This is a genomic window from Pseudomonas sp. LH1G9 (genome assembly GCF_002949975.1).
GTDB lineage: Bacteria > Pseudomonadota > Gammaproteobacteria > Pseudomonadales > Pseudomonadaceae > Aquipseudomonas > Aquipseudomonas veronii.
The window spans coordinates 3,379,048-3,397,062 of the sequence record NZ_CP026880.1; the positions used below are offsets into that span (position 1 = coordinate 3,379,048).

21 protein-coding genes are annotated in these 18,015 nt (G+C 61.0%); 9 read left to right on the forward strand and 12 right to left on the reverse strand.

Going from position 1 to position 18,015, the window contains the following annotated elements; genetic code table 11:
* Positions 1 to 17 precede the first annotated feature (17 nt).
* The gene (earP, locus tag C5F70_RS15565; RefSeq protein ID WP_102617958.1) at positions 18 to 1,151 is read right to left on the reverse strand and encodes an elongation factor P maturation arginine rhamnosyltransferase EarP; all 1,134 of its coding nucleotides are present in this window, start codon (positions 1,149 to 1,151) and stop codon (positions 18 to 20) included.
* Between the two features lie 132 nt (positions 1,152 to 1,283).
* Between earP and C5F70_RS15570 the strand changes: the two genes are divergently transcribed.
* Together C5F70_RS15570 and C5F70_RS15575 are read left to right on the forward strand one after the other, a co-directional pair.
* A complete protein-coding gene (locus C5F70_RS15570; protein ID WP_017849518.1) occupies positions 1,284 to 1,652 on the forward strand; it encodes a hypothetical protein in 369 nt (122 codons plus the stop codon).
* A gap of 12 nt (positions 1,653 to 1,664) precedes the next feature.
* Positions 1,665 to 2,153 carry a GreA/GreB family elongation factor gene (locus C5F70_RS15575; protein WP_046384241.1) on the forward strand — a complete coding sequence of 163 codons (489 nt, stop codon included), beginning with the start codon at positions 1,665 to 1,667 and terminating at the stop codon, positions 2,151 to 2,153.
* A 6-nt stretch (positions 2,154 to 2,159) separates the two neighbouring features.
* Here the strand turns inward: C5F70_RS15575 and cysB are convergent, their stop codons facing one another.
* From cysB to C5F70_RS15600, 5 genes are all read right to left on the reverse strand, one after another.
* Entirely contained in the window at positions 2,160 to 3,134 is a 975-nt protein-coding gene (gene cysB, locus C5F70_RS15580; protein ID WP_017849520.1) for an HTH-type transcriptional regulator CysB, read from the reverse strand.
* 104 nt (positions 3,135 to 3,238) lie between these two features.
* Entirely contained in the window at positions 3,239 to 3,739 is a 501-nt protein-coding gene (locus tag C5F70_RS15585; RefSeq protein ID WP_046384242.1) for a universal stress protein, read from the reverse strand.
* Between the two features lie 70 nt (positions 3,740 to 3,809).
* Positions 3,810 to 4,727, reverse strand: coding sequence for a 5'-nucleotidase (locus tag C5F70_RS15590; RefSeq protein ID WP_017849522.1), 918 nt, complete (start codon positions 4,725 to 4,727; stop codon positions 3,810 to 3,812).
* A 15-nt stretch (positions 4,728 to 4,742) separates the two neighbouring features.
* Positions 4,743 to 5,696, reverse strand: a complete 954-nt coding sequence (locus tag C5F70_RS15595) for a putative 2-dehydropantoate 2-reductase (RefSeq protein WP_046384244.1) — start codon at positions 5,694 to 5,696, stop codon at positions 4,743 to 4,745.
* Positions 5,693 to 6,079, reverse strand: coding sequence for a hypothetical protein (locus C5F70_RS15600; RefSeq protein WP_017849524.1), 387 nt, complete (start codon positions 6,077 to 6,079; stop codon positions 5,693 to 5,695). Before C5F70_RS15600 ends, C5F70_RS15595 begins: the two co-directional genes overlap by 4 nt.
* Here C5F70_RS15600 and C5F70_RS15605 point away from each other — a divergent pair.
* Both C5F70_RS15605 and C5F70_RS15610 read left to right on the forward strand, forming a co-directional pair.
* Positions 6,078 to 6,512, forward strand: a complete 435-nt coding sequence (locus C5F70_RS15605; RefSeq protein ID WP_104903647.1) for a PilZ domain-containing protein — start codon at positions 6,078 to 6,080, stop codon at positions 6,510 to 6,512. The two genes, C5F70_RS15600 and C5F70_RS15605, sit on opposite strands and share 2 nt — an antisense overlap.
* A 131-nt stretch (positions 6,513 to 6,643) precedes the next feature.
* Positions 6,644 to 7,720, forward strand: coding sequence for a 3-deoxy-7-phosphoheptulonate synthase (locus tag C5F70_RS15610; protein WP_017849526.1), 1,077 nt, complete (start codon positions 6,644 to 6,646; stop codon positions 7,718 to 7,720).
* Between the two features lie 76 nt (positions 7,721 to 7,796).
* Here C5F70_RS15610 and C5F70_RS15615 read toward each other — a convergent pair whose 3' ends face one another.
* On the reverse strand, positions 7,797 to 8,078 hold the full coding sequence (locus tag C5F70_RS15615) for a GNAT family N-acetyltransferase (protein ID WP_003189869.1): 282 nt from the start codon (positions 8,076 to 8,078) through the stop codon (positions 7,797 to 7,799).
* A 612-nt stretch (positions 8,079 to 8,690) separates the two neighbouring features.
* Here C5F70_RS15615 and oprI point away from each other — a divergent pair.
* Positions 8,691 to 8,942: an outer membrane lipoprotei OprI gene (oprI, locus tag C5F70_RS15620; RefSeq protein WP_003172710.1), complete on the forward strand. Its 252-nt coding sequence runs from the start codon at positions 8,691 to 8,693 to the stop codon at positions 8,940 to 8,942.
* 134 nt (positions 8,943 to 9,076) lie between these two features.
* On the opposite strand, the gene C5F70_RS15625 is transcribed toward oprI, so the two are convergent.
* The 3 genes from C5F70_RS15625 to C5F70_RS15635 form a co-directional block, all read right to left on the reverse strand.
* Positions 9,077 to 10,045, reverse strand: a complete 969-nt coding sequence (locus C5F70_RS15625; RefSeq protein ID WP_017849528.1) for a L,D-transpeptidase family protein — start codon at positions 10,043 to 10,045, stop codon at positions 9,077 to 9,079.
* An 86-nt stretch (positions 10,046 to 10,131) separates the two neighbouring features.
* Positions 10,132 to 10,425, reverse strand: a complete 294-nt coding sequence (locus tag C5F70_RS15630; protein ID WP_017849529.1) for a hypothetical protein — start codon at positions 10,423 to 10,425, stop codon at positions 10,132 to 10,134.
* A 58-nt stretch (positions 10,426 to 10,483) separates the two neighbouring features.
* Positions 10,484 to 11,089, reverse strand: coding sequence for an arylesterase (locus C5F70_RS15635; protein ID WP_026140353.1), 606 nt, complete (start codon positions 11,087 to 11,089; stop codon positions 10,484 to 10,486).
* A 10-nt stretch (positions 11,090 to 11,099) separates the two neighbouring features.
* Between C5F70_RS15635 and C5F70_RS15640 the strand changes: the two genes are divergently transcribed.
* Together C5F70_RS15640 and C5F70_RS15645 are read left to right on the forward strand one after the other, a co-directional pair.
* On the forward strand, positions 11,100 to 11,783 hold the full coding sequence (locus C5F70_RS15640) for an ABC transporter ATP-binding protein (RefSeq protein WP_017849531.1): 684 nt from the start codon (positions 11,100 to 11,102) through the stop codon (positions 11,781 to 11,783).
* Positions 11,783 to 14,293 carry an ABC transporter permease gene (locus tag C5F70_RS15645; RefSeq protein ID WP_046384245.1) on the forward strand — a complete coding sequence of 837 codons (2,511 nt, stop codon included), beginning with the start codon at positions 11,783 to 11,785 and terminating at the stop codon, positions 14,291 to 14,293. The genes C5F70_RS15640 and C5F70_RS15645 overlap by 1 nt, the downstream gene beginning before the upstream one ends.
* Before the next feature lie 43 nt (positions 14,294 to 14,336).
* On the opposite strand, the gene greB is transcribed toward C5F70_RS15645, so the two are convergent.
* Complete coding sequence (gene greB / locus C5F70_RS15650) at positions 14,337 to 14,810, reverse strand: transcription elongation factor GreB (protein ID WP_026140354.1); 474 nt, start codon at positions 14,808 to 14,810, stop codon at positions 14,337 to 14,339.
* A 126-nt stretch (positions 14,811 to 14,936) separates the two neighbouring features.
* Positions 14,937 to 16,100: a hypothetical protein gene (locus C5F70_RS15655; protein ID WP_104903648.1), complete on the reverse strand. Its 1,164-nt coding sequence runs from the start codon at positions 16,098 to 16,100 to the stop codon at positions 14,937 to 14,939.
* Between the two features lie 257 nt (positions 16,101 to 16,357).
* Here C5F70_RS15655 and C5F70_RS15660 point away from each other — a divergent pair, with 257 nt between their 5' ends.
* Both C5F70_RS15660 and C5F70_RS15665 read left to right on the forward strand, forming a co-directional pair.
* Positions 16,358 to 17,284, forward strand: coding sequence for an ABC transporter ATP-binding protein (locus C5F70_RS15660; RefSeq protein ID WP_104903649.1), 927 nt, complete (start codon positions 16,358 to 16,360; stop codon positions 17,282 to 17,284).
* Positions 17,281 to 18,006: an ABC transporter permease gene (locus C5F70_RS15665; RefSeq protein ID WP_104903650.1), complete on the forward strand. Its 726-nt coding sequence runs from the start codon at positions 17,281 to 17,283 to the stop codon at positions 18,004 to 18,006. The genes C5F70_RS15660 and C5F70_RS15665 overlap by 4 nt, the downstream gene beginning before the upstream one ends.
* Positions 18,007 to 18,015: the final 9 nt, after the last annotated feature.

Here is an 18,015-nt window from a genome sequence, read left to right on the forward strand (position 1 = left end):
AAAATCAAGGTGGCGTATCATATCCAACTTTCATAAAACTGTACCAGCGCCGTCGCAAGATCCGCCTGCAAGGCCTGTTCCAGACACCATGTTTCGGCGTGTGCAGCCACTTCCGGCCAGTGTTCCAGCAGCATTTTCCACGGCTGGGCCATATCGCCCTCGGTATTCCAGGCCTGCCAAAGCGCCACCACCGCGGCTTTTGCCGCCGGCGAAAGGGCTGCGGTGTACAGCTCCAGAAAGGCGTCGAGCTTGTCCAGGTGGATGTCTTCGTCCTGGCGATAGATGTGCCACAGCAACGGGCGCCCGGCCCATTGGGCCCGCACGAACGAGTCTTCGCCGCGCACGGCGTTGAACTCGCAACACCACAGCAGGCGGTCGTATTGCTCCTGGCGCACGAACGGCAGCACCTGCACGGTCAGGGCGTCGCGCTGATGAGTATCGCCCGCCGCCAGCCGGTCCACGCCGAGCCAGCGCTGCACATCGCCGAGGATGCGCCCTTCCGGCACCAGCAGATGAGTGGCGCGCCCGTCCGTCGCCAACACGTCCAGCCAACCGGCAAGCGCGGCATTTTCGTAGGCAAACAGCGACATCAGCCGCGCACCGGTTGCGGGAAATACGCCCAGGCTTTGCAGGAAATGTTTCTGCGCGCCAGCATCCTGCTGAAACGCCTGACGCTGTTGCAGCAACCCCGCCTCACGCAACAGGCCACCGGTGCCGGGCCGGAAGCCGGGAAAGAAGAAGTACTTCTGCACCCCCTTGAACTTCACCGACGGCAGACGATGGCACCCCACCACCCAGTCCTCGGCACTCAGGTAGTCCAGGTTCATCCACAACGGCGCGTGCTCGCGCGCGGCCATCGCGTCCATGTAGTCAGGCGGCAACTGGCAGGCAAACGCGGCGATCACCACATCCGCCGATGGCGTGGCCGACCACTGCGCCGGCCAATGGCGCACGTCGACGCCCTCTTGCCATTGCTGCTCCAGCCGTACATCAATCTCCGGACACATGCGTTCGAAGGCCCGCAGGTCATCGACCCACAAGCGCACGTCACAGGCGTGCTCCACCACCAATTGCCGGGCCAGACGCCAGGTCACGCCAATGTCGCCGTAGTTGTCGACGACGCTGCAAAAAATATCCCAGCGGGCTTTCATTCCGGGCTCCCACGCTCAAAGGCTCGATTGTCCGCATAAATGCCCCGATGCAGAAGGCTTGATCGCGATTATTCTGCACGGTGGCTGTGCGACAATCGCCGCCACGCCGTAAATGCCTGCCAGGAGGCCGCCATGTCTGACCGTCCGCTGTCGTTGTTCAAGCTTTGTCTCGCTATCGCCCTGGGCGTGTGGCTGGGGTTTATCGCGATTGCGCTGACCACCTGGCTGGCGTCGCGCTATCTGTTCCCGCAGAGCCTGGCGCCGGTCGCCCAGGCCGTCGAGCAACTCGGCAAGCCCGCGCCAGTCGCGGTGGAACCGCCGAACCGTCTGTTCGAGCAGTATCAAGAGAACCTGCGCAAGCAGGAACAACGGCAGAGCCTGGATCAGGCGCGCAACAATGCGCGCAACCTGTCCAACCCCAAATGCCAGTTCTGGCTGCAACAGGACCAGAACGCGCCCAATGAAAAGAGCAAGGCGAATGTCCTGCAATTTTGCGAATGATCAAGCCCAACCATGAATAAACACGCCGTCCTCCAGTTGATCCTGGAAAAACTCAGCGTCGACCTCGACATCGCCCAGCGCGCCGCGCAGACCGCCTACGAAACCGCGACCCACGAAGAAAACATCGCCGAAAACAAATACGACACCCTCGGCCTGGAAGCGTCTTACCTGGCGGCCGGGCAGGCCAAGCGGGTGGAGGAAATCAAGCAGTCGCTGGCGCTGTGCCAGAACCTGCAACTGCAGCTGCGTGCATACGATGAGCAACGGGGCATAGAAGTCGGCGCGCTAGTGGGCCTGGAAGACGAAAACGGTCGCCAGCAATGGTTGTTCCTGGCGCCGGATGCTGCGGGTTTGAAAGTCGATGTGGTGGGGCAACCGGTCACCGTCATCACCCCGCGCTCGCCCCTGGGCCACAGCCTGCTGGGCAAGTTCGAAGGCGATGAGGTGGAAATCCTGGTGGCGGGCGCCCGGCAACACTTTACGGTGACCGAGGCCCGCTGAAACCACTCAGTGGACGGGCAGTTCTACGCCGTCGAACAACTCTTCCAGTTCCTGCTTGTTGTGGCACTGGATCGCCTTGGCCATGACTTCGCGCGTCAGGTGCGGGGCGAATTTCTCGATGAAGTCGCACATGAAACCACGCAGGAACGTGCCGCGACGGAAACCGATCTTGGTCACGCTGGACTCGAACAACTCGCTGGCGTCGAGCACGACCAGGTCTTTATCGAGCTGGGTATCGACCGCCATCTTGGCGACGATCCCCACGCCCAGGCCCAGGCGAACGTAAGTCTTGATCACGTCGGCGTCGGCCGCGGTGAACACCACTTTCGGCGTGAGGCCGCGGTGGCTGAAGGCTTCGTCGAGCTTGGAGCGGCCGGTAAAGCCGAACACATAAGTCACGATCGGGTATTCCGCCAGGGCTTCCAGGGTCAGCTTCGGCAGCTTGGCCAGCGGGTGGCCTTGCGGCACCACCACACAACGGTTCCAGCGATAGCACGGCATCATCACCAGGTCGCCGAACAACTCCAGCGCCTCAGTCGCAATCGCGAAATCGACGGTGCCGTCGGCGGCCATTTCAGCGATCTGCATCGGCGACCCCTGGTGCATGTGCAGGGCCACGTCCGGGTATTGCTTGATGAAATCGCGGATCACCGGCGGCAACGCATACCGTGCCTGGGTGTGGGTGGTCGCGATCGACAGGGTGCCCTTCTTCTCGTTGGAGAATTCCTGGGCGATCTGCTTGATGCTTTCGACTTTGCGCAGGATCTCGCCGGCGGTGGTGATGATGCGCTCACCGGCCGGGGTGACGCGTGTCAGGTGCTTGCCGCTGCGGGCGAACACTTCGACACCCAGCTCGTCTTCGAGCAGGCGGATCTGTTTGCTGATACCCGGTTGCGAGGTGTACAGGCTTTGAGCGGTAGCGGAAACGTTGAGATCGTGGTGCGCCACTTCCCAGATGTAGCGCAGTTGTTGAAGCTTCATATGTATCCCTCAAAGCAGATAGACGCCACGGGTATCAGCGACGATATATAACTATATTAAAGGTTAGACGGATAAATCTAGAACTTTTTATCTATCACTCCCCCTCACACGTCATCACTGCGTCGACGTTGTAACGATGGCACCAGGTAAACCGGCACCGGAGACAGCTGCAACACCCGCGCGGCAGTGCGCCCAAGGGGTGTGGCCGCGGCCGTTGCGTGGCTATGACTGCCTACGATCAACAAATCCACGGAAAGTTTACGCAACTGGTCGAGAATCACCTCGCACGGGTCACCCTGGATCACCCGCACCGAGTGGATCAGTTGCAAGTCTTGCGCGCCGTCCCCCAGCTCCTCGCGAAAACTCTCGAGGACCCGCTGCTCGATCGTCGCCATCACTGTGCTCAGGCCCTGGCTCTGCCATTCGTTCAGGGCCTTTTCATCAAGGTAGCTTTGCAACACCGATTCGGCGAACAGCCCGATGGGTTCGACCACATGAATCACCGACAGCTCAGCCTTGAACGTTCGCGCCAGCGCCAGCGCATGTTGCATCACATAAGGCGCATACAGACCAAGGTCCGTGGCATACAGCATCGAACGGATCATAAAACCTCCTGGACTGCCAGGATGGCGGAGATTGAATGAGCTTAGCAGCGCCTCGGGGATTTCGACTGACTTAGCTCGGCGTCTGAATCTTCACCTCATTACTGATGCCATGGGGCACATGCCCGGTGGCCACCACCTCCCTGGCTTTCTCGCAATGGCCGGCCTGGTCGTCGAAAAAAACGTCGGCGGCGAACGCCTCCAGGAACGCGGATTTCTCCAGGCCGCCGAGGAACAACGACTCGTCCAGGCGGATATCCCACTCGCGCAGGGTGCGGATCACCCGCTCATGGGACGGCGCCGATCGGGCGGTGACCAGGGCAGTGCGGATCGGGCAGGCCGCGTCCGGAAACTCACGCTGCAACAGGTTCAGCGCCGCGAGGAAGCCCTTGAAGGGGCCGCCATGCAACGGCTGGCGCGCCGATTCGCGTTCGCTGGCCTGGAACGCTTCCAGCCCGCCCTGTTGGTAAACGCGCTCCGACTCGTCGGAAAACAACACCGCATCGCCATCGAATGCGATCCGCAGCTCCTCGCTCGATGCACGGCGTGCGCCGCCCGACAGAATCGTCGCCGCGGCGAACCCGGCATCGAGCGCACTGCGCACATCGTCAGCATGGGTCGAAAGAAACAGATGGCAACCAAACGCCGCCAAATAAGGATATGGACTACGCCCTCCTACGAAAGCGGCGCGGGAAATATCCAACCCGTAATGCTGGATCGAATTGAACACGCGCAGGCCGGTGTCGGCACTGTTGCGCGACACCAGCACCACCTCGACCCGGGCCCGGCCCAAGCTGGCGTTGAGGCTCAGCAGTTTTTTGACCAGCGGGAAGGCATCGCCCGGCTCGAGCGTTTCTTCTTCGTGCTCGATCTGGTATTTGCGGTAGGCCTCCACGCCTTGGGCCAGGTAGACCTTGTGGCTATCGCTCAAGTCGAACAGGGCTCGCGATGAAATCGCCAGCACCAGTTTGTCGCCCAATCCGTTTGCCATGGTGGTTCCCCCCAATCAGCGGTTATGCCGATCAATAAAACTCAAGGCCTGATACAACGCCTGCATGCGCGGCAGCTCGCAGCCCGCGGCCTTGGCGGCGGCGAGTGGGCGAGCGTAGATCGCCGCCAGTTCCAGCGGGCGTTTATGGATATGGTCGTGGTACATGCTGGGCAGGTAGTCGTCCATGCTTTCGGTCATGGTAAACATCTGCTCGGCATAGCTGGCCGGAATCTCATGACCGCAGGCGTGAGCGCCCTTCACCACTTCGGCCATCAGCGCCTGGATCAGTTCGCGGCTGGACTCGTCCGCCATCATCGCCGTGGTGCCACAGCCCAACAGCACGGAGAGACCGTTATAAGGCACGTTCCACACCAGCTTGTGCCAGCGCGCCAGGTGTACGTTGGCCATGGCCTGGGACTCGATGCCGGCCTGATGAAACAACGCGGCGCCTGCCTCGACAATCGCCTTCTGGCGCGCTTCGTCGTTGGCGGCAGTGCCGCTGTGATAACCCAGGTTGACCCGGCCCAACGCCTGATGCTCGACAACGCCGGGGGCGGAACGGTGTACGCCGATATAGCACAACCCACCGAGCAGATGCAGGGACGCCGGCAAGTGTTCGCGCAGGCTGTCTTCGACGTCGAGGCCATTTTGCAGCAACACCACCTTCGCGTCGGGCGCCGCGACCTGGGCGATGGTCGGGGCCAGGTCGACATTGCCCGTGGATTTGGTGCCCACCAGCAGCCAGTCGCACGGTGGCATGTCGGCGGCGTGGGCATAGGCCTGCACGGGGTTCAGGTGCAAGGTGCCATGCACGCTGCTATTGAGGCGCAGGCCACGCTCACTGACCGCTGCGTATTCGCTGCGCAGCAGGAAATGCACATCGAAGCCGGCGCGCGCCAGCATCAGGCCGTAGAAACCACCGATGGCGCCGGTGCCGATAATGCCAATGCGTGGCGACAATGCGGTCATGGCAAATCCTCTGGAGTGCGGGTAAGCGCTTGATGAATAGCGTCGGTAAGCTCGGAAGGTGTAAGACGTGTCTGTATCTGCCCGAAGAATTGACCCTCGCACACCACGAACAGCGCCGGCAAATGAAAGACCTGATAACGTTCCACCGCGCCGCCGTTGTGCCCGGCATCCACCCAGCACAACCGATCCACCGGCAACTGCCAGCCCGGTAGCTGCTGATGCGCCCAACGGCAACCGGAACAGCCCACGCTGGTAAACAGCACGAGCGAAATGCCTGGTAATCCCAGCAGTTGCTGGTCAATATCCAGGTCGGTCAATGCCTGCTCCTTCACTATACTGCTGCCACCGCCGTCGACTGGACGGTGCTCGGAGTCCGTGTACATGGGTCGTTTTTTACCTCATCCTGATGATGTCGCTGCCCTGTTGATCCAACGTCCCTCTCCCCCCATTCCCCGCCAACGCCTGCACACTATCGGCCTGGGCGGCATCGCCTGCAATTGCCCGCGTGCCTGGCGCCAGGGTACGCCGGTTGACCTGCATATCCCGTCCCTGGGCGCCGGGGCCCGCTACCCGGGCTATGTGGCATGGTGCCGCAAGGTAGAAGACGGCTATCGCGTCGGCATCTCGTTTACCGATGAACATGCGTTGTTCGGCGCACGCATGGGTGAGCAAGCATGCCGGATAGAGCGCTACTGCCGCCAGCACGAAGACGCCGAGTCGACGCCCGAGCAGTTCGAAACCATGGCCCGCGAGTGGGTGGCGCGGCATGCCGGTGAATTCTCCCATGAGGCGTTTGTAGCGCCGGCACTGGATTAAAGCGGGCTTTGCCCATTGTCGCGGGCCCGTGTTACGCGCTAAGGTTCCTCCCCCCTGCATTCAAATCATGCTGTGCTCCGCCGCACGGGGATGGCTGGCGGCCGGCACCCGTGACCCTGACGAGTAACACGATGGCTGATTTACCGATCAACGACCTGAACGTCGAATCCAACGAGACCCTGATCACGCCCGATCAGCTCAAGCGCGAAATCCCCCTGAGCGACGCTGCCCTGCAGACCGTCACCAAGGGCCGCGAAGTCATTCGTGACATTCTCGACGGCACCGACCACCGCCTCTTCGTGGTAATCGGGCCATGCTCGATCCACGACCTCAAGGCTGCCCACGAATACGCCGAGCGCCTCAAGGCGCTGGCCGAAGAAGTGTCCGACACCTTGTATCTGGTCATGCGCGTCTATTTCGAGAAACCGCGTACCACCGTCGGCTGGAAGGGCCTGATCAACGACCCGTACCTGGACGACTCGTTCAAGATCCAGGACGGTTTGCACATCGGTCGCAAGTTGCTGCTGGACCTGGCCGAAATGGGCCTGCCCACCGCCACCGAAGCCCTCGACCCGATCTCCCCGCAGTACCTGCAGGACCTGATCAGCTGGTCGGCCATCGGCGCGCGCACCACCGAATCGCAAACCCACCGCGAAATGGCGTCCGGCCTGTCTTCGGCCGTGGGCTTCAAGAACGGCACCGACGGCGGCCTGACCGTGGCGATCAACGCGCTGCAGTCGGTCTCCAGCCCTCATCGCTTCCTGGGTATCAACCAGGAAGGCGGCGTCTCCATCGTCACCACCAAAGGCAACGCCTACGGTCACGTGGTATTGCGCGGCGGCAACGGCAAGCCCAACTATGATTCGGTCAGCGTTGCCCTGTGCGAACAGGCGCTGAACAAGGCCAAGATCAAGCCGAACATCATGGTCGATTGCAGCCACGCCAACTCCAACAAGGACCCGGCCCTGCAACCGCTGGTGATGGAAAACGTCGCCAACCAGATCCTGGAAGGCAACCAGTCGATCATCGGCCTGATGGTCGAAAGCCACCTGAACTGGGGCTGCCAGGCGATCCCCAAAGACCTGGCCGACTTGCAGTACGGCGTGTCGATCACCGATGCCTGCATCGACTGGGCAACCACCGAGAACACCCTGCGCAGCATGCACGCCAAACTCAAGGACGTGTTGCCCCTGCGCAAGCGCAGCTGAACCTGATCCTGATCCTGATCAGCGCACACAAAAACGCCGGGCTAAGCCCGGCGTTTTTCATGTTGCAGTTCATGCCTTACAGCTTGGCCGCATGGCGCTGGTGGCGCTCCATGTAGCGCTCGACGTAAGAGCACGACGGGATCACCGTGTAGCCGGCCTCTTCGGCGAACTTCAAGGCTTCCTCGGTCAATGCAGCCGCGATACCGCGACCTCGCAGTGCGTTGGGCACGAAGGTCCGATAGATGTCCAAGGTCTGCTTCCCGAGGTCCATATAGGTCAGGTAGGCACGATGACCGTCCACATTGGTCTCGAACTGATGACCAGCCTGGTCATGGTGGATGGACAACGCCTCGCTCATCACTACTCCTCGCGGGTCTTGGATTCTGACCCCTACCTTACCGATGTTTTTCCGGCGAAGGAACATCTACGCCACCCCGTGCCGGTTTCGACAACGAGAAAACCGTGAGCGCTCACAACCAGCACGTAGAGAATAGTAGGCGGCAATCCTGAAATTGCTCAAGACGCACTCGTCATCCCTGGGGCTGGCGGATATAGAAAGGGCCTCGATCAATCGGTGACCGAAAGCCTGAACATTGCCGGCAGTTGAAGCTTGAGACGAACAGGCGCTGTTAAAGTCACCTCTACATGCGCAAAAGATACAGGGTTTGGCAAAGTCAACCTGTACAAAAGTGTTAGCTTCAGTATATAAATTTTCATCTACTTACAAGGCTTGACACATGCGGGCCGGCCCTTTCAGGGCGCATGCATTCTTCAGCAGACTGCTAAAAATTGAACGCTTTTTATACAATTTCCCAAAAGATTAGCCAAAATAGATTCAGCACAGAAATTTTTTTTTGCTTCTTGCGCTACGTCAGTTTACTTACTACAAGTAATGAGTAGTATGTACGCCGGCTATTAGCTCACTCTGAGATAGTAGCTATCTTATAGAAAGTCCTTGAAGGGGAACACGATGAACAACGTTCTGAAATTCTCTGCTCTGGCTCTGGCCGCAGTTCTGGCTACCGGTTGCAGCAGCGTCTCCAAAGAAACCGAAGCTCGTCTGACTGCAACTGAAGACGCAGCAGCTCGCTCCCAGGCTCGTGCAGACGAAGCCTACCGTAAAGCTGATGAAGCTCTGGCTGCTGCTCAAAAAGCACAACAGACTGCTGACGAAGCTAACGAGCGCGCTCTGCGCATGCTTGAAAAAGCTAGCCGCAAGTAATAGTCCTTCGGGGTTGTTACCAAGCCGGTCCATTCTTGGACCGGCTTTTTATTGCCTGCGATTCGGTCCCGGATCACGGGCAATAAAAAGCCCGCCGCAGCCCAAGGCCGTGGCGGGCGATTGATCGAACCGGCTTATTGCAACGGATCGAGCGGCGCGTTCGAGACCATCGACGCCGCAGCCGGCACACCGATTTCAGTCGGCAGGCCATCTTCCGCCGCGACCACGTCGCGCACCTGATCCCAGTTCACCCGCAGGTGATTGGCCAGGTCTTCACGCTTGAGCAGCGCGTTGATCACCGCGGTGTGCTTGTCGACCACCGACGGCGTGCCATCGTCGTTCAGCGGCGTATGCGCTTCGAGGTAGACCTTGCCGCCACTGCTGCCGAACTTGTAGGCATCGTTGATGATACGCACCGGAGTACCCACCGGTACCATGCCGGCCATTTCCAGCACGTTATTGTTGAACATGCGGAAGCAGCCGTGGCTGGTACGCGTGCCGATACCGAACTTCATGTTGGAGCCGTGGATCAGGTAGCCCGGCGTGCCCAGGGTGAACTTGAACGGCCCCAGCGGGTTGTCCGGGCCGGCCGGTACCACGTTGGGCAACGGATCGCCGTTGGCGGCGTGCTCGGCCTTGATCGAAGCGGGCGGCGTCCAGGTCGGGTTCGGCGTTTTCGCGACAATGCTGGTATGGGCGATCGGCGAGCCCCAGCCTTCACGACCAATCCCCAGCGGGAAGGTGTAGACGACGTTCTGGCCCTTGGGGAAATAGTAGAGCCGGTATTCGGCAAGGTTGATCACGATGCCTTCGCGGGGGCCCGGCGGCAGGATGAACCGCGTCGGCAGGACGATCTCGGTGCCCGCCCCCGGCAACCAGGCATCGACGCCCGGGTTGGCGGCGACCATCTCCGAGTAGCCCAGGTCGTAGGTGGTACCCAGGTCGGCAAACGTATCTTCGTACTTGGCCTTGATCACTTGGACCTGGCCGACGATGTCTTCGCCCGGGGGTGGCAAGGGCAACTGCAAGGCCGCCGCGGAACCCGCCGCACACAGGGCGGCAAGAGACAGGCAGCAGGTGACGGCGGAAAGGCGCGACAACATCCGGAAAATCCTTCGCAGAACAACGTGTAGGTAAAAAGCGATTGTATACGCGATGCGGGCTTCAAGCTGCAAGCTCGTAGCGCCCCTCACCACTCGAAGCGCAGCTCCGGCCAGATCGGCGGCGTGCCACGCTTTTGCGACTCCAAGATGGCACGGCACAGGGGGCACAGGCGCTGATCCTGGAAAATCGAGCGATCCACCGCCGACCAGCGTGGCTGAGCCGGCAACAACGTGCCGCAGAGCGTGCGATCGATCGTGCCGCCCAGCTCCAATTGACGCGTGACCAGATGCACCCGGACTTCCTGGCAGGCGAACAGATCCAGCTGCTCGTCCGGCTCGATCAGTTGGTAATTAAACAGGGACCAGGCAGGACGCGACATCGAGGGCTCCAAATCGGGGGGGCGCCACCTTAGCCGAAAGCCTGCCGGTAGAAAAGCGTCATAACAGCGGTTTTAGCGTCGGCCAGACATTTTCCAGCAACTTACCCTGGGCGCCGACCGCCGGGTGCAGTTGATCGGCCTGCATCAGCTCGGGATGACCGCCCACGCCGTCGAGGAAAAACGGTACCAACGGCACGCTCTTTTCCTTGGCCAGGGCCGCGTAGACCCCGGCAAATGCCGTGGTGTATTTCGGACCGTAGTTAGGCGGCAACTGCATGCCCAGCAGCAGGACCTTGGCGCCGACCGCCTGGGACTGCTCGATCATCGACGCAAGATTTTGTTTCAATTGCGCGGGCGGCTGTCCACGCAGGCCGTCATTGCCGCCCAGCTCGATAATCACCAGGTTGGGCTTATGCTCCGCAAGCGCCGCCGGCAGCCGCGCGAGGCCTCCGGCGCTGGTGTCGCCGCTGATGGACGCGTTGACCACTTTATCGTCGAAACCTTCGTGTTTGAGCCGCTGTCCCAACAAGGCTACCCACCCTTTGCTGGTATCCAGTCCGAAACCGGCACTGATACTATCGCCAACGATCAGGACTGTACCCGCCGCTGCGTTCTGGGCCATGCACATCAAGGCCAGGCCAGCACTCAAAAACCACATTCGCATCGGATTCTCCATGGGCGCAAGCATTCTCATCGCGCGAAACCTTAGCAAAGTGGTTCCCAGCGCGGAAGGTGAACTGACTATCCTGCACGAACTGAGCCTGGAACTGAACAAGGGCGATAGCCTGGCTATCGTCGGTGCCTCCGGCTCCGGCAAGTCCACCCTCCTCGGTCTGCTGGCCGGCCTCGACCTGCCCAGCAGCGGCGAAGTCATCCTCGCCGGCCAAGCGCTGAGCAGCCTCGACGAAGACCAGCGCGCGCGCATCCGCGCCGAGCATGTGGGCTTCGTCTTCCAGTCATTCCAACTGCTCGACAGCCTCAACGCCCTGGAAAACGTCATGCTGCCGCTGGAGCTGGACGGCCGCAAAGACGCCCGCGAGCGCGCCAGGTACCTGCTCGAACGGGTCGGCCTGGGCCAACGCCTGACCCACTCGCCACGCCAACTCTCCGGGGGTGAGCAGCAACGGGTGGCGATCGCCCGCGCCTTTGCCGCCGAACCGGACGTGCTGTTTGCCGACGAACCCACCGGCAACCTCGACAGCCATACCGGCGAGCGCATCAGCGACCTGCTGTTCGAACTGAATAAAGAAAGCGGTACGACCCTGGTCCTGGTCACTCACGACGAGCGCCTGGCGCACCGTTGCCGACGCCTGATCCGCCTTGAAGCCGGCCTGCTGGTCGCGCCCCTGGAGCCTTGATGGCACGCTTGCCGCTGTTGCGCCTGTTCAGCCTTGCCCTGCGCCAATTGCTGCGCGATGCCCGCGCCGGCGAATTGCGCGTGTTGTTCTTCGCCCTGCTGGTGGCCGTGGCCTCCAGCACCGCCATCGGCTACTTCGGCGCACGCCTTAATGGCGCCATGCTGTTGCGCGCCACCGAGTTCCTCGGCGCCGACCTGGTGCTCGAGGGCAGCTCACCCGCGCGCCCCGAGCAAATCAGGTCCGGGATCGAACTGGGCCTGGATCACGCACGCGTCGTCGAGTTTTCCAGCGTTATCGCCACCGATAACGGCATCCAGCTGTCCAGCATCAAGGCGGTCAACGAACAATACCCGCTGCGCGGCGAACTGAAGAGCGCAGCCGCGCCATTCGCTGACGAAACCGCAGGCGGCGGCCCGAAACCCGGCGAAGCCTGGGTGGAGGCACGGCTGCTCACCGCACTCGACCTGAAAGTGGGTGACAGCATCGACGTGGGCATGAAGTCCCTGCGCCTGGCGCGTGTGCTGACCTATGAACCGGACCGCGCCGGCAATTTCTACAGCCTCACGCCACGGGTGATGATCAACCTGGCCGACCTGGGCGCCACTGGCGTCGTCCAGCCCGGCAGCCGCGTCAGTTACCGCGAGCTGTGGCGCGCAGCCCCCTCAAGTACGGCACTGCAAACCTATCGTGATCTGATCGAGCCGGGCCTCGCGGCCAACCAGCGCCTGCAGGACTCGCGGGATGGCAACCAGCAGATCGGCGGCGCCCTGGGCAAGGCCGAGCGCTACCTGAACATGGCCAGCCTGGTGGCGGTGTTGCTGGCCGGTGTGGCCGTGGCGTTGTCCGCCAACCGTTTCGCCAGCCGACGTTTTGATGCCAGCGCGTTGTTGCGCTGCCTGGGTTTATCGCGGCGTGAAACCATGCTGTTGTTCAGCCTGCAACTGAGCGTACTCGGCCTGTTGGCGAGCCTGGCCGGCGCCCTGCTGGGCTGGCTGGCGCAATTTGGCCTGTTCTATTTCCTGCACGACCTGCTGCCGGCGGACGTACCGCCCGGCGGGCTGCTGCCGGCCATTGCCGGGATCGGCACCGGGCTGGTGGCCCTCGCCGGTTTCGCCCTGCCACCGTTGGCGGCACTGGGCCGCGTCCCACCGCTGCGCGTGTTGCGGCGCGACCTGCTGCCCATCCCGTCCAGCACCTGGATGGTCTACGGCGCGGCGCTGCTTGCCCTGGGCCTGATCATGTGGCGCCTGAGCCTCGACCTGGTGCTGACCTTCGCCCTGCTCGGCGGGGGCGTGGTTGCGGCGTTGATCCTCGGTGGCCTGCTCCTGCTGCTGTTGCAGAGCCTGCGCCGCCTGCTGGCCCGGGCGTCCCTGCCGTGGCGCCTGGGCCTGGGCCAGTTGCTGCGTTATCCGTTGGCGGCGGCAGGCCAGTCGCTGGCGTTCGGCTTGATCCTGCTGTCCATGGGCTTGATCGCCCTGCTGCGCGGCGAATTGCTCGACACCTGGCAAAACCAGCTGCCCAAGGACGCCCCCAACTACTTCGCGCTGAACATCCTGCCCGCCGACAAAGACGCCTTTGGCGCTCGCCTGCTCGAACTGCAGGCACAATCGGCGCCGCTGTATCCGGTGGTGCCCGGCCGGCTGATCAGCGTCAACGGCGAGCCCGTGCAGGCGATCGTCAGCAAGGACTCCAGCGGCGACCGCGCGATCCAGCGCGACCTGAGCCTGACCTGGGCCGCCGACCTGCCGCCGGGCAATGCCCTGACTGCGGGTACCTGGTGGTCACAGCAACCGGGCGATGAAATACCGGGTGTGTCGGTGGAAGCCAAGGTTGCCGAAAGCCTGAAACTCAAGCTCGACGACCACCTGGTGTTCACCGTGGCGGGCGAAACCCGTGAAGCGCGGGTCACCAGCCTGCGCACCATCAATTGGGATAACTTCCAGCCCAACTTCTTCATGATTTTCCAGCCTGGCACCTTGAAAGACCTGCCGGCCACCTACCTGACCAGCTTCTATCTGGCCCCCGGCCATGACCGGCAGATCGTCGACCTGTCCCGGGCCTTCCCGGCGGTCACGATCCTGCAGGTCGAGGCCCTGCTGGAACAGCTGCGCAGCATCCTCGCCCAAGTAACGCTGGCCGTGGAGTATGTGCTGCTGTTCGTGCTGGCGGCAGGGATGGCGGTGCTGTTCTCCGGCCTGCAGGCCACCCTGGACGAGCGCATTCGCCAAGGTGCGCTGCTGCGTGCGCTGGGCGCCGAGCGCAAGCTGCTGGTGAAGGCCCGACGCATCGAGTTCGGCCTGCTCGGCGCCGTCAGCGGTTTGCTCGCGGCGCTGGGCACCGAACTGGTGACCTGGGTGCTGTACCGCTATGCCTTCGACCTGGCCTGGCACCCACACCCGTGGTTGTTGTTGCTGCCGGTGATCGGTGGCGTGCTGATCGGCGCTGCCGGGGTGTTCGGGACGCGCCGCGCGCTGAATGCCACGCCATTGGCGGTATTGCGCGAAGGCTGAGACGACAATGGCCCGCGCGTCACAGACCGCGGGCCACCATTGTCTATTTCACATACTCGATAGCGGTGATCCACCAGCACACCTCGCCGTTCGGCGTCTGCACGATGGCCTCATCGTCGACTTGCTTGCGCAGCAGCGCCCGCGCCATCGGCGAGTCGATGGAGATGTAGTCCATGCGCTCGTAGATCTCGTCATAGCCGACGATGCGAAAACGCTTGGTTTCGCCCTGCTCGTTTTCGATATCGACCCAGGCACCGAAAAATACCCGCCCTTCCTGTTCGGGCATGTACTCCACCACGCGCATGTCTTCCAGACGCTTGCGCAGGTAGCGCACCCGTCGGTCAATCTCACGCAGCAGCTTCTTGTTGTACTGGTAGTCCGCGTTCTCGCTGCGATCCCCCAGGGAAGCGGCCCAAGTCACTTTGCGCGTGGTGTCCGGACGCTTTTCGCGCCACAGGTAATCCAACTCCTTCTTCAGCGCCTCATGACCTTCTTTGGTAATCAGCTTGGTACTCAAACGTGTGCATCCCCAGGCAATGTCCATTGATTCCAATACGCCGCGGCATGCAGGCCCCGGCGTCGACGAACAGAGGGTGATGATAAATGAACCGGGGAAAGTAGCCAGACCCTCTGACGCCTCGCATCACAGCTGGATTGCGCCCGGCTCGCTGCTCGCTTGAACCAGTTCATTCCTGGCCAGGCCGTCCAACGCCTGGTCGAGTTCATAGAGAATGGCATGCACATTCTGGCGCAACCCTGGTAACTGCACGAGCAGCGCCGCCAACGTCTCGCCTTTCTGACGCGCCCGCAGCTCTTGCGCCTCGACTTGAATGGCCCGCTCTTCCAGGAAGCGGGTGCGCTCATCCATTTGACGCTGCCCTTGCTGCTGCATGGCCACGGCATTTGCCAACTGCGCTTCACGCCCCTCCAACGCCTGCGCCTGCAACTGCACGGCGCCCTCCTCCTGCACCATGCGACGGGTCAGTTCCTGGCGCTTTTGCTCAAGCTCCGCCAGCCCTCGCTGCAGTTCAACCTGGCGCTGTTCGAGTGCTTCTTCGCGCTTTTGCATTGCAAGTTTTTGCTGGGTCAGTTCCTGGGCGACACGCGCGAGGTTGGTCAAGGTGCTGTCCACCTCGAACAGTGAATTGTGTTCTGCCTGTTCGTTGGATGCCGGCGGCGCACTGGGTGCAACCGCGACGACCGGCGCAGCAGTTGGCGCCACGACCGCGGGCACCTGCCGCTGAGGTTCAGCCAGCCCCTCGATCACCACGGGCAAGACCTTTTCAGGCTCCTTGGTGACTTTGGGAGCCGAGACCAATTTGGAAGAAAAACGAATGGACGGGACAATCAGCGTAGGACTTTCAATCGCCTCTGACGCAGGGGCCGATGTGCCCAAGGTAATCACCTTCATCACCAAGGCTTTCTTGATGTTCATTGAATGATGATCTTCGGGCCTGGCGGGCGGCAACTTGCAGCCTTTCAAGTCGACAAAGTGATAGGGAATCTGGCCGTCGCCGACGCTACCCGACTTGGTACCGGAAGCGGCCAGGGTCAGTATTTGTTTAAACACCCGCATCGCAACTTGCAGATCCTCTTGGGTATCCACCCCACCCAAGAAGTAGCGTTCAACTTTCCTACGCAATGCTGCGACATATACCCGGGAACTACCCGGCTCTATTTCTTCATCCAGGCTGTACACAAGAAAGTTCGACTCGATCTGGGGAACAGCAAAACCACAGAGCAGAGCACCGTTGACCGGCGCATCCTCACCAGAGCGTTCAAGAACTAGGGTACGTAGAAGCATCATAGTAATCAGGCCTCATGACAACAAGCAAAGCGTATATAAACATCAGATAAACATCCGACCATCAACATGCATTTATCACTCAACGATTGTTTCAGCGAGGTAACAGACTGAACGTAGGACTTCTCTTATTAAGATACTTCAGCGTTTCCAAGCACTGTACATTGAACGTACCATTTTTAAACCCGAGCCCTATATCACTCAACAAAGGCGCTTGCCTCTTCATTCTTCTTGCCTCATCAACCGAACAGAAAAGCATAATGATCGAGATAAGCAACCTCACAAAATACTTGAACAAAAAGAGTGTAATCAGCGATGTCTCATTTTCTGCCAAACGCCAAGAGTGCCTTGGTTTATTTGGATTGGAGGGGGCAGGTAAAACGACACTTTTAAAAATGATCGCCGGCGCCATCCAACCCTCCTCGGGGCAAGTGCGGATTCTGGGGCTGGATACACACACACACGGCTATCACGCACGCAAGGCAATAGGCTATCAACCCGAATCCGGTGTCAGTCACCCGACTCTGTCGGTCAAGAACCTGCTCAAGTTCATCGCCACCGTTCGGGGATTCCAAGGCGCGGAGCGACGCAGGCGGGTGGATCACGCGGCCAGCCGACTCGAACTCTGGCCAGTCCTCGATTACCCGATCAACACCCTTCCCCCTGGTCTGAAACGCAAAGTCGCGTTTGCCCAGGCCCTGCTGCACGACCCCGACGTGCTGTTGCTGGACGAACCCAGCGAAGGGTTGGCGCCCCATCAGCAAGGCAAGATCAGCAGGCTTATCCAGTCGTTGGCCGACGAGATGACGATCATCGTTGCCTCACGCGATTGCGAAGCACTGGCCGGCGTCTGCACCCGCGCCCTGGTCATTGGCGGCGGGCGCCTGTTGGCGGACACCCCGATGCCCGAGCTGCAGCGCAGTTCCCGGCACTTTCGCGCGGTCACCCTGGCGGCGGAGACAGCCCTGGATTTACTGGCGCTTGCCGTACTGCCCGGCGTGGCAGGTATCGAAGAAGACCGGCACGGCCCGGGCACGGTAACCGTTCTCGCCATGCCGGGACACTCCATCTACCCCGCCATCTGCGCATTGATTGCCAACCGACGCTGGGAAATACACTCACTGAATCTGGAGCCAGGCCGCCTGAACGATGTCGTTCACCACCTGAGCCAGGAGGCCTCCCATTGAACCTGCTGCCATCTGTTTTCAAACGCCAGCTTGCCAGCTATCTATCGGCACCTGCCACCTACCTGAGCGTTGCGCTGTTCCTGTTGCTGTCGACCTTGCTGGGGTTGCACACCAGCCAACTGCTGGAGCGCAGCAGCAGCGATTTGCAGGGCTTTTTTCAATGGCACCCTTGGTTGTACCTGTTACTGATCCCTGCACTGTCGACTCAACTTTGGGCGGACGAGAACGAGACAGGCTTTGGCGATTTCATGAAAACACTGCCTGTGCGGCCCGCCGAACTGGTTATTGGGAAGTTCCTCGCCGCCTGGGTCGTGGCGGGCCTGGCATTATTACTGACATTCCCCATCGTGACGGTGGTCAACTTGTTGGGCAGTGCGGACAACCGGGTCATCGTCTCCCAATTCCTGGCCAGTTGGTTATTGAGCGGAAGCTATCTCTCAGTGGGTGTTTTTATTTGCGCACTGACCCGCCAGCGCCTGGCCATTTTCATATTGACGCTGAGCCTGCTGTTATTGGCCAGCGGCGTGTCTTCGATATTGGATGCACTGGAGCGTCAAGCCCCCATATGGATCATCGACAGTTTGACATCTCTCAGCCCATTCCTGCGTTTTGGCCTGATTGATCACGGGACACTTACCTTTCAGGACGGCGCGTATTTCATCAGCATGATCATTGCTTTTCTTGCTGCGACGACCGTTATCCTCAACTACAAGAACAGCTGAGAAGGAACA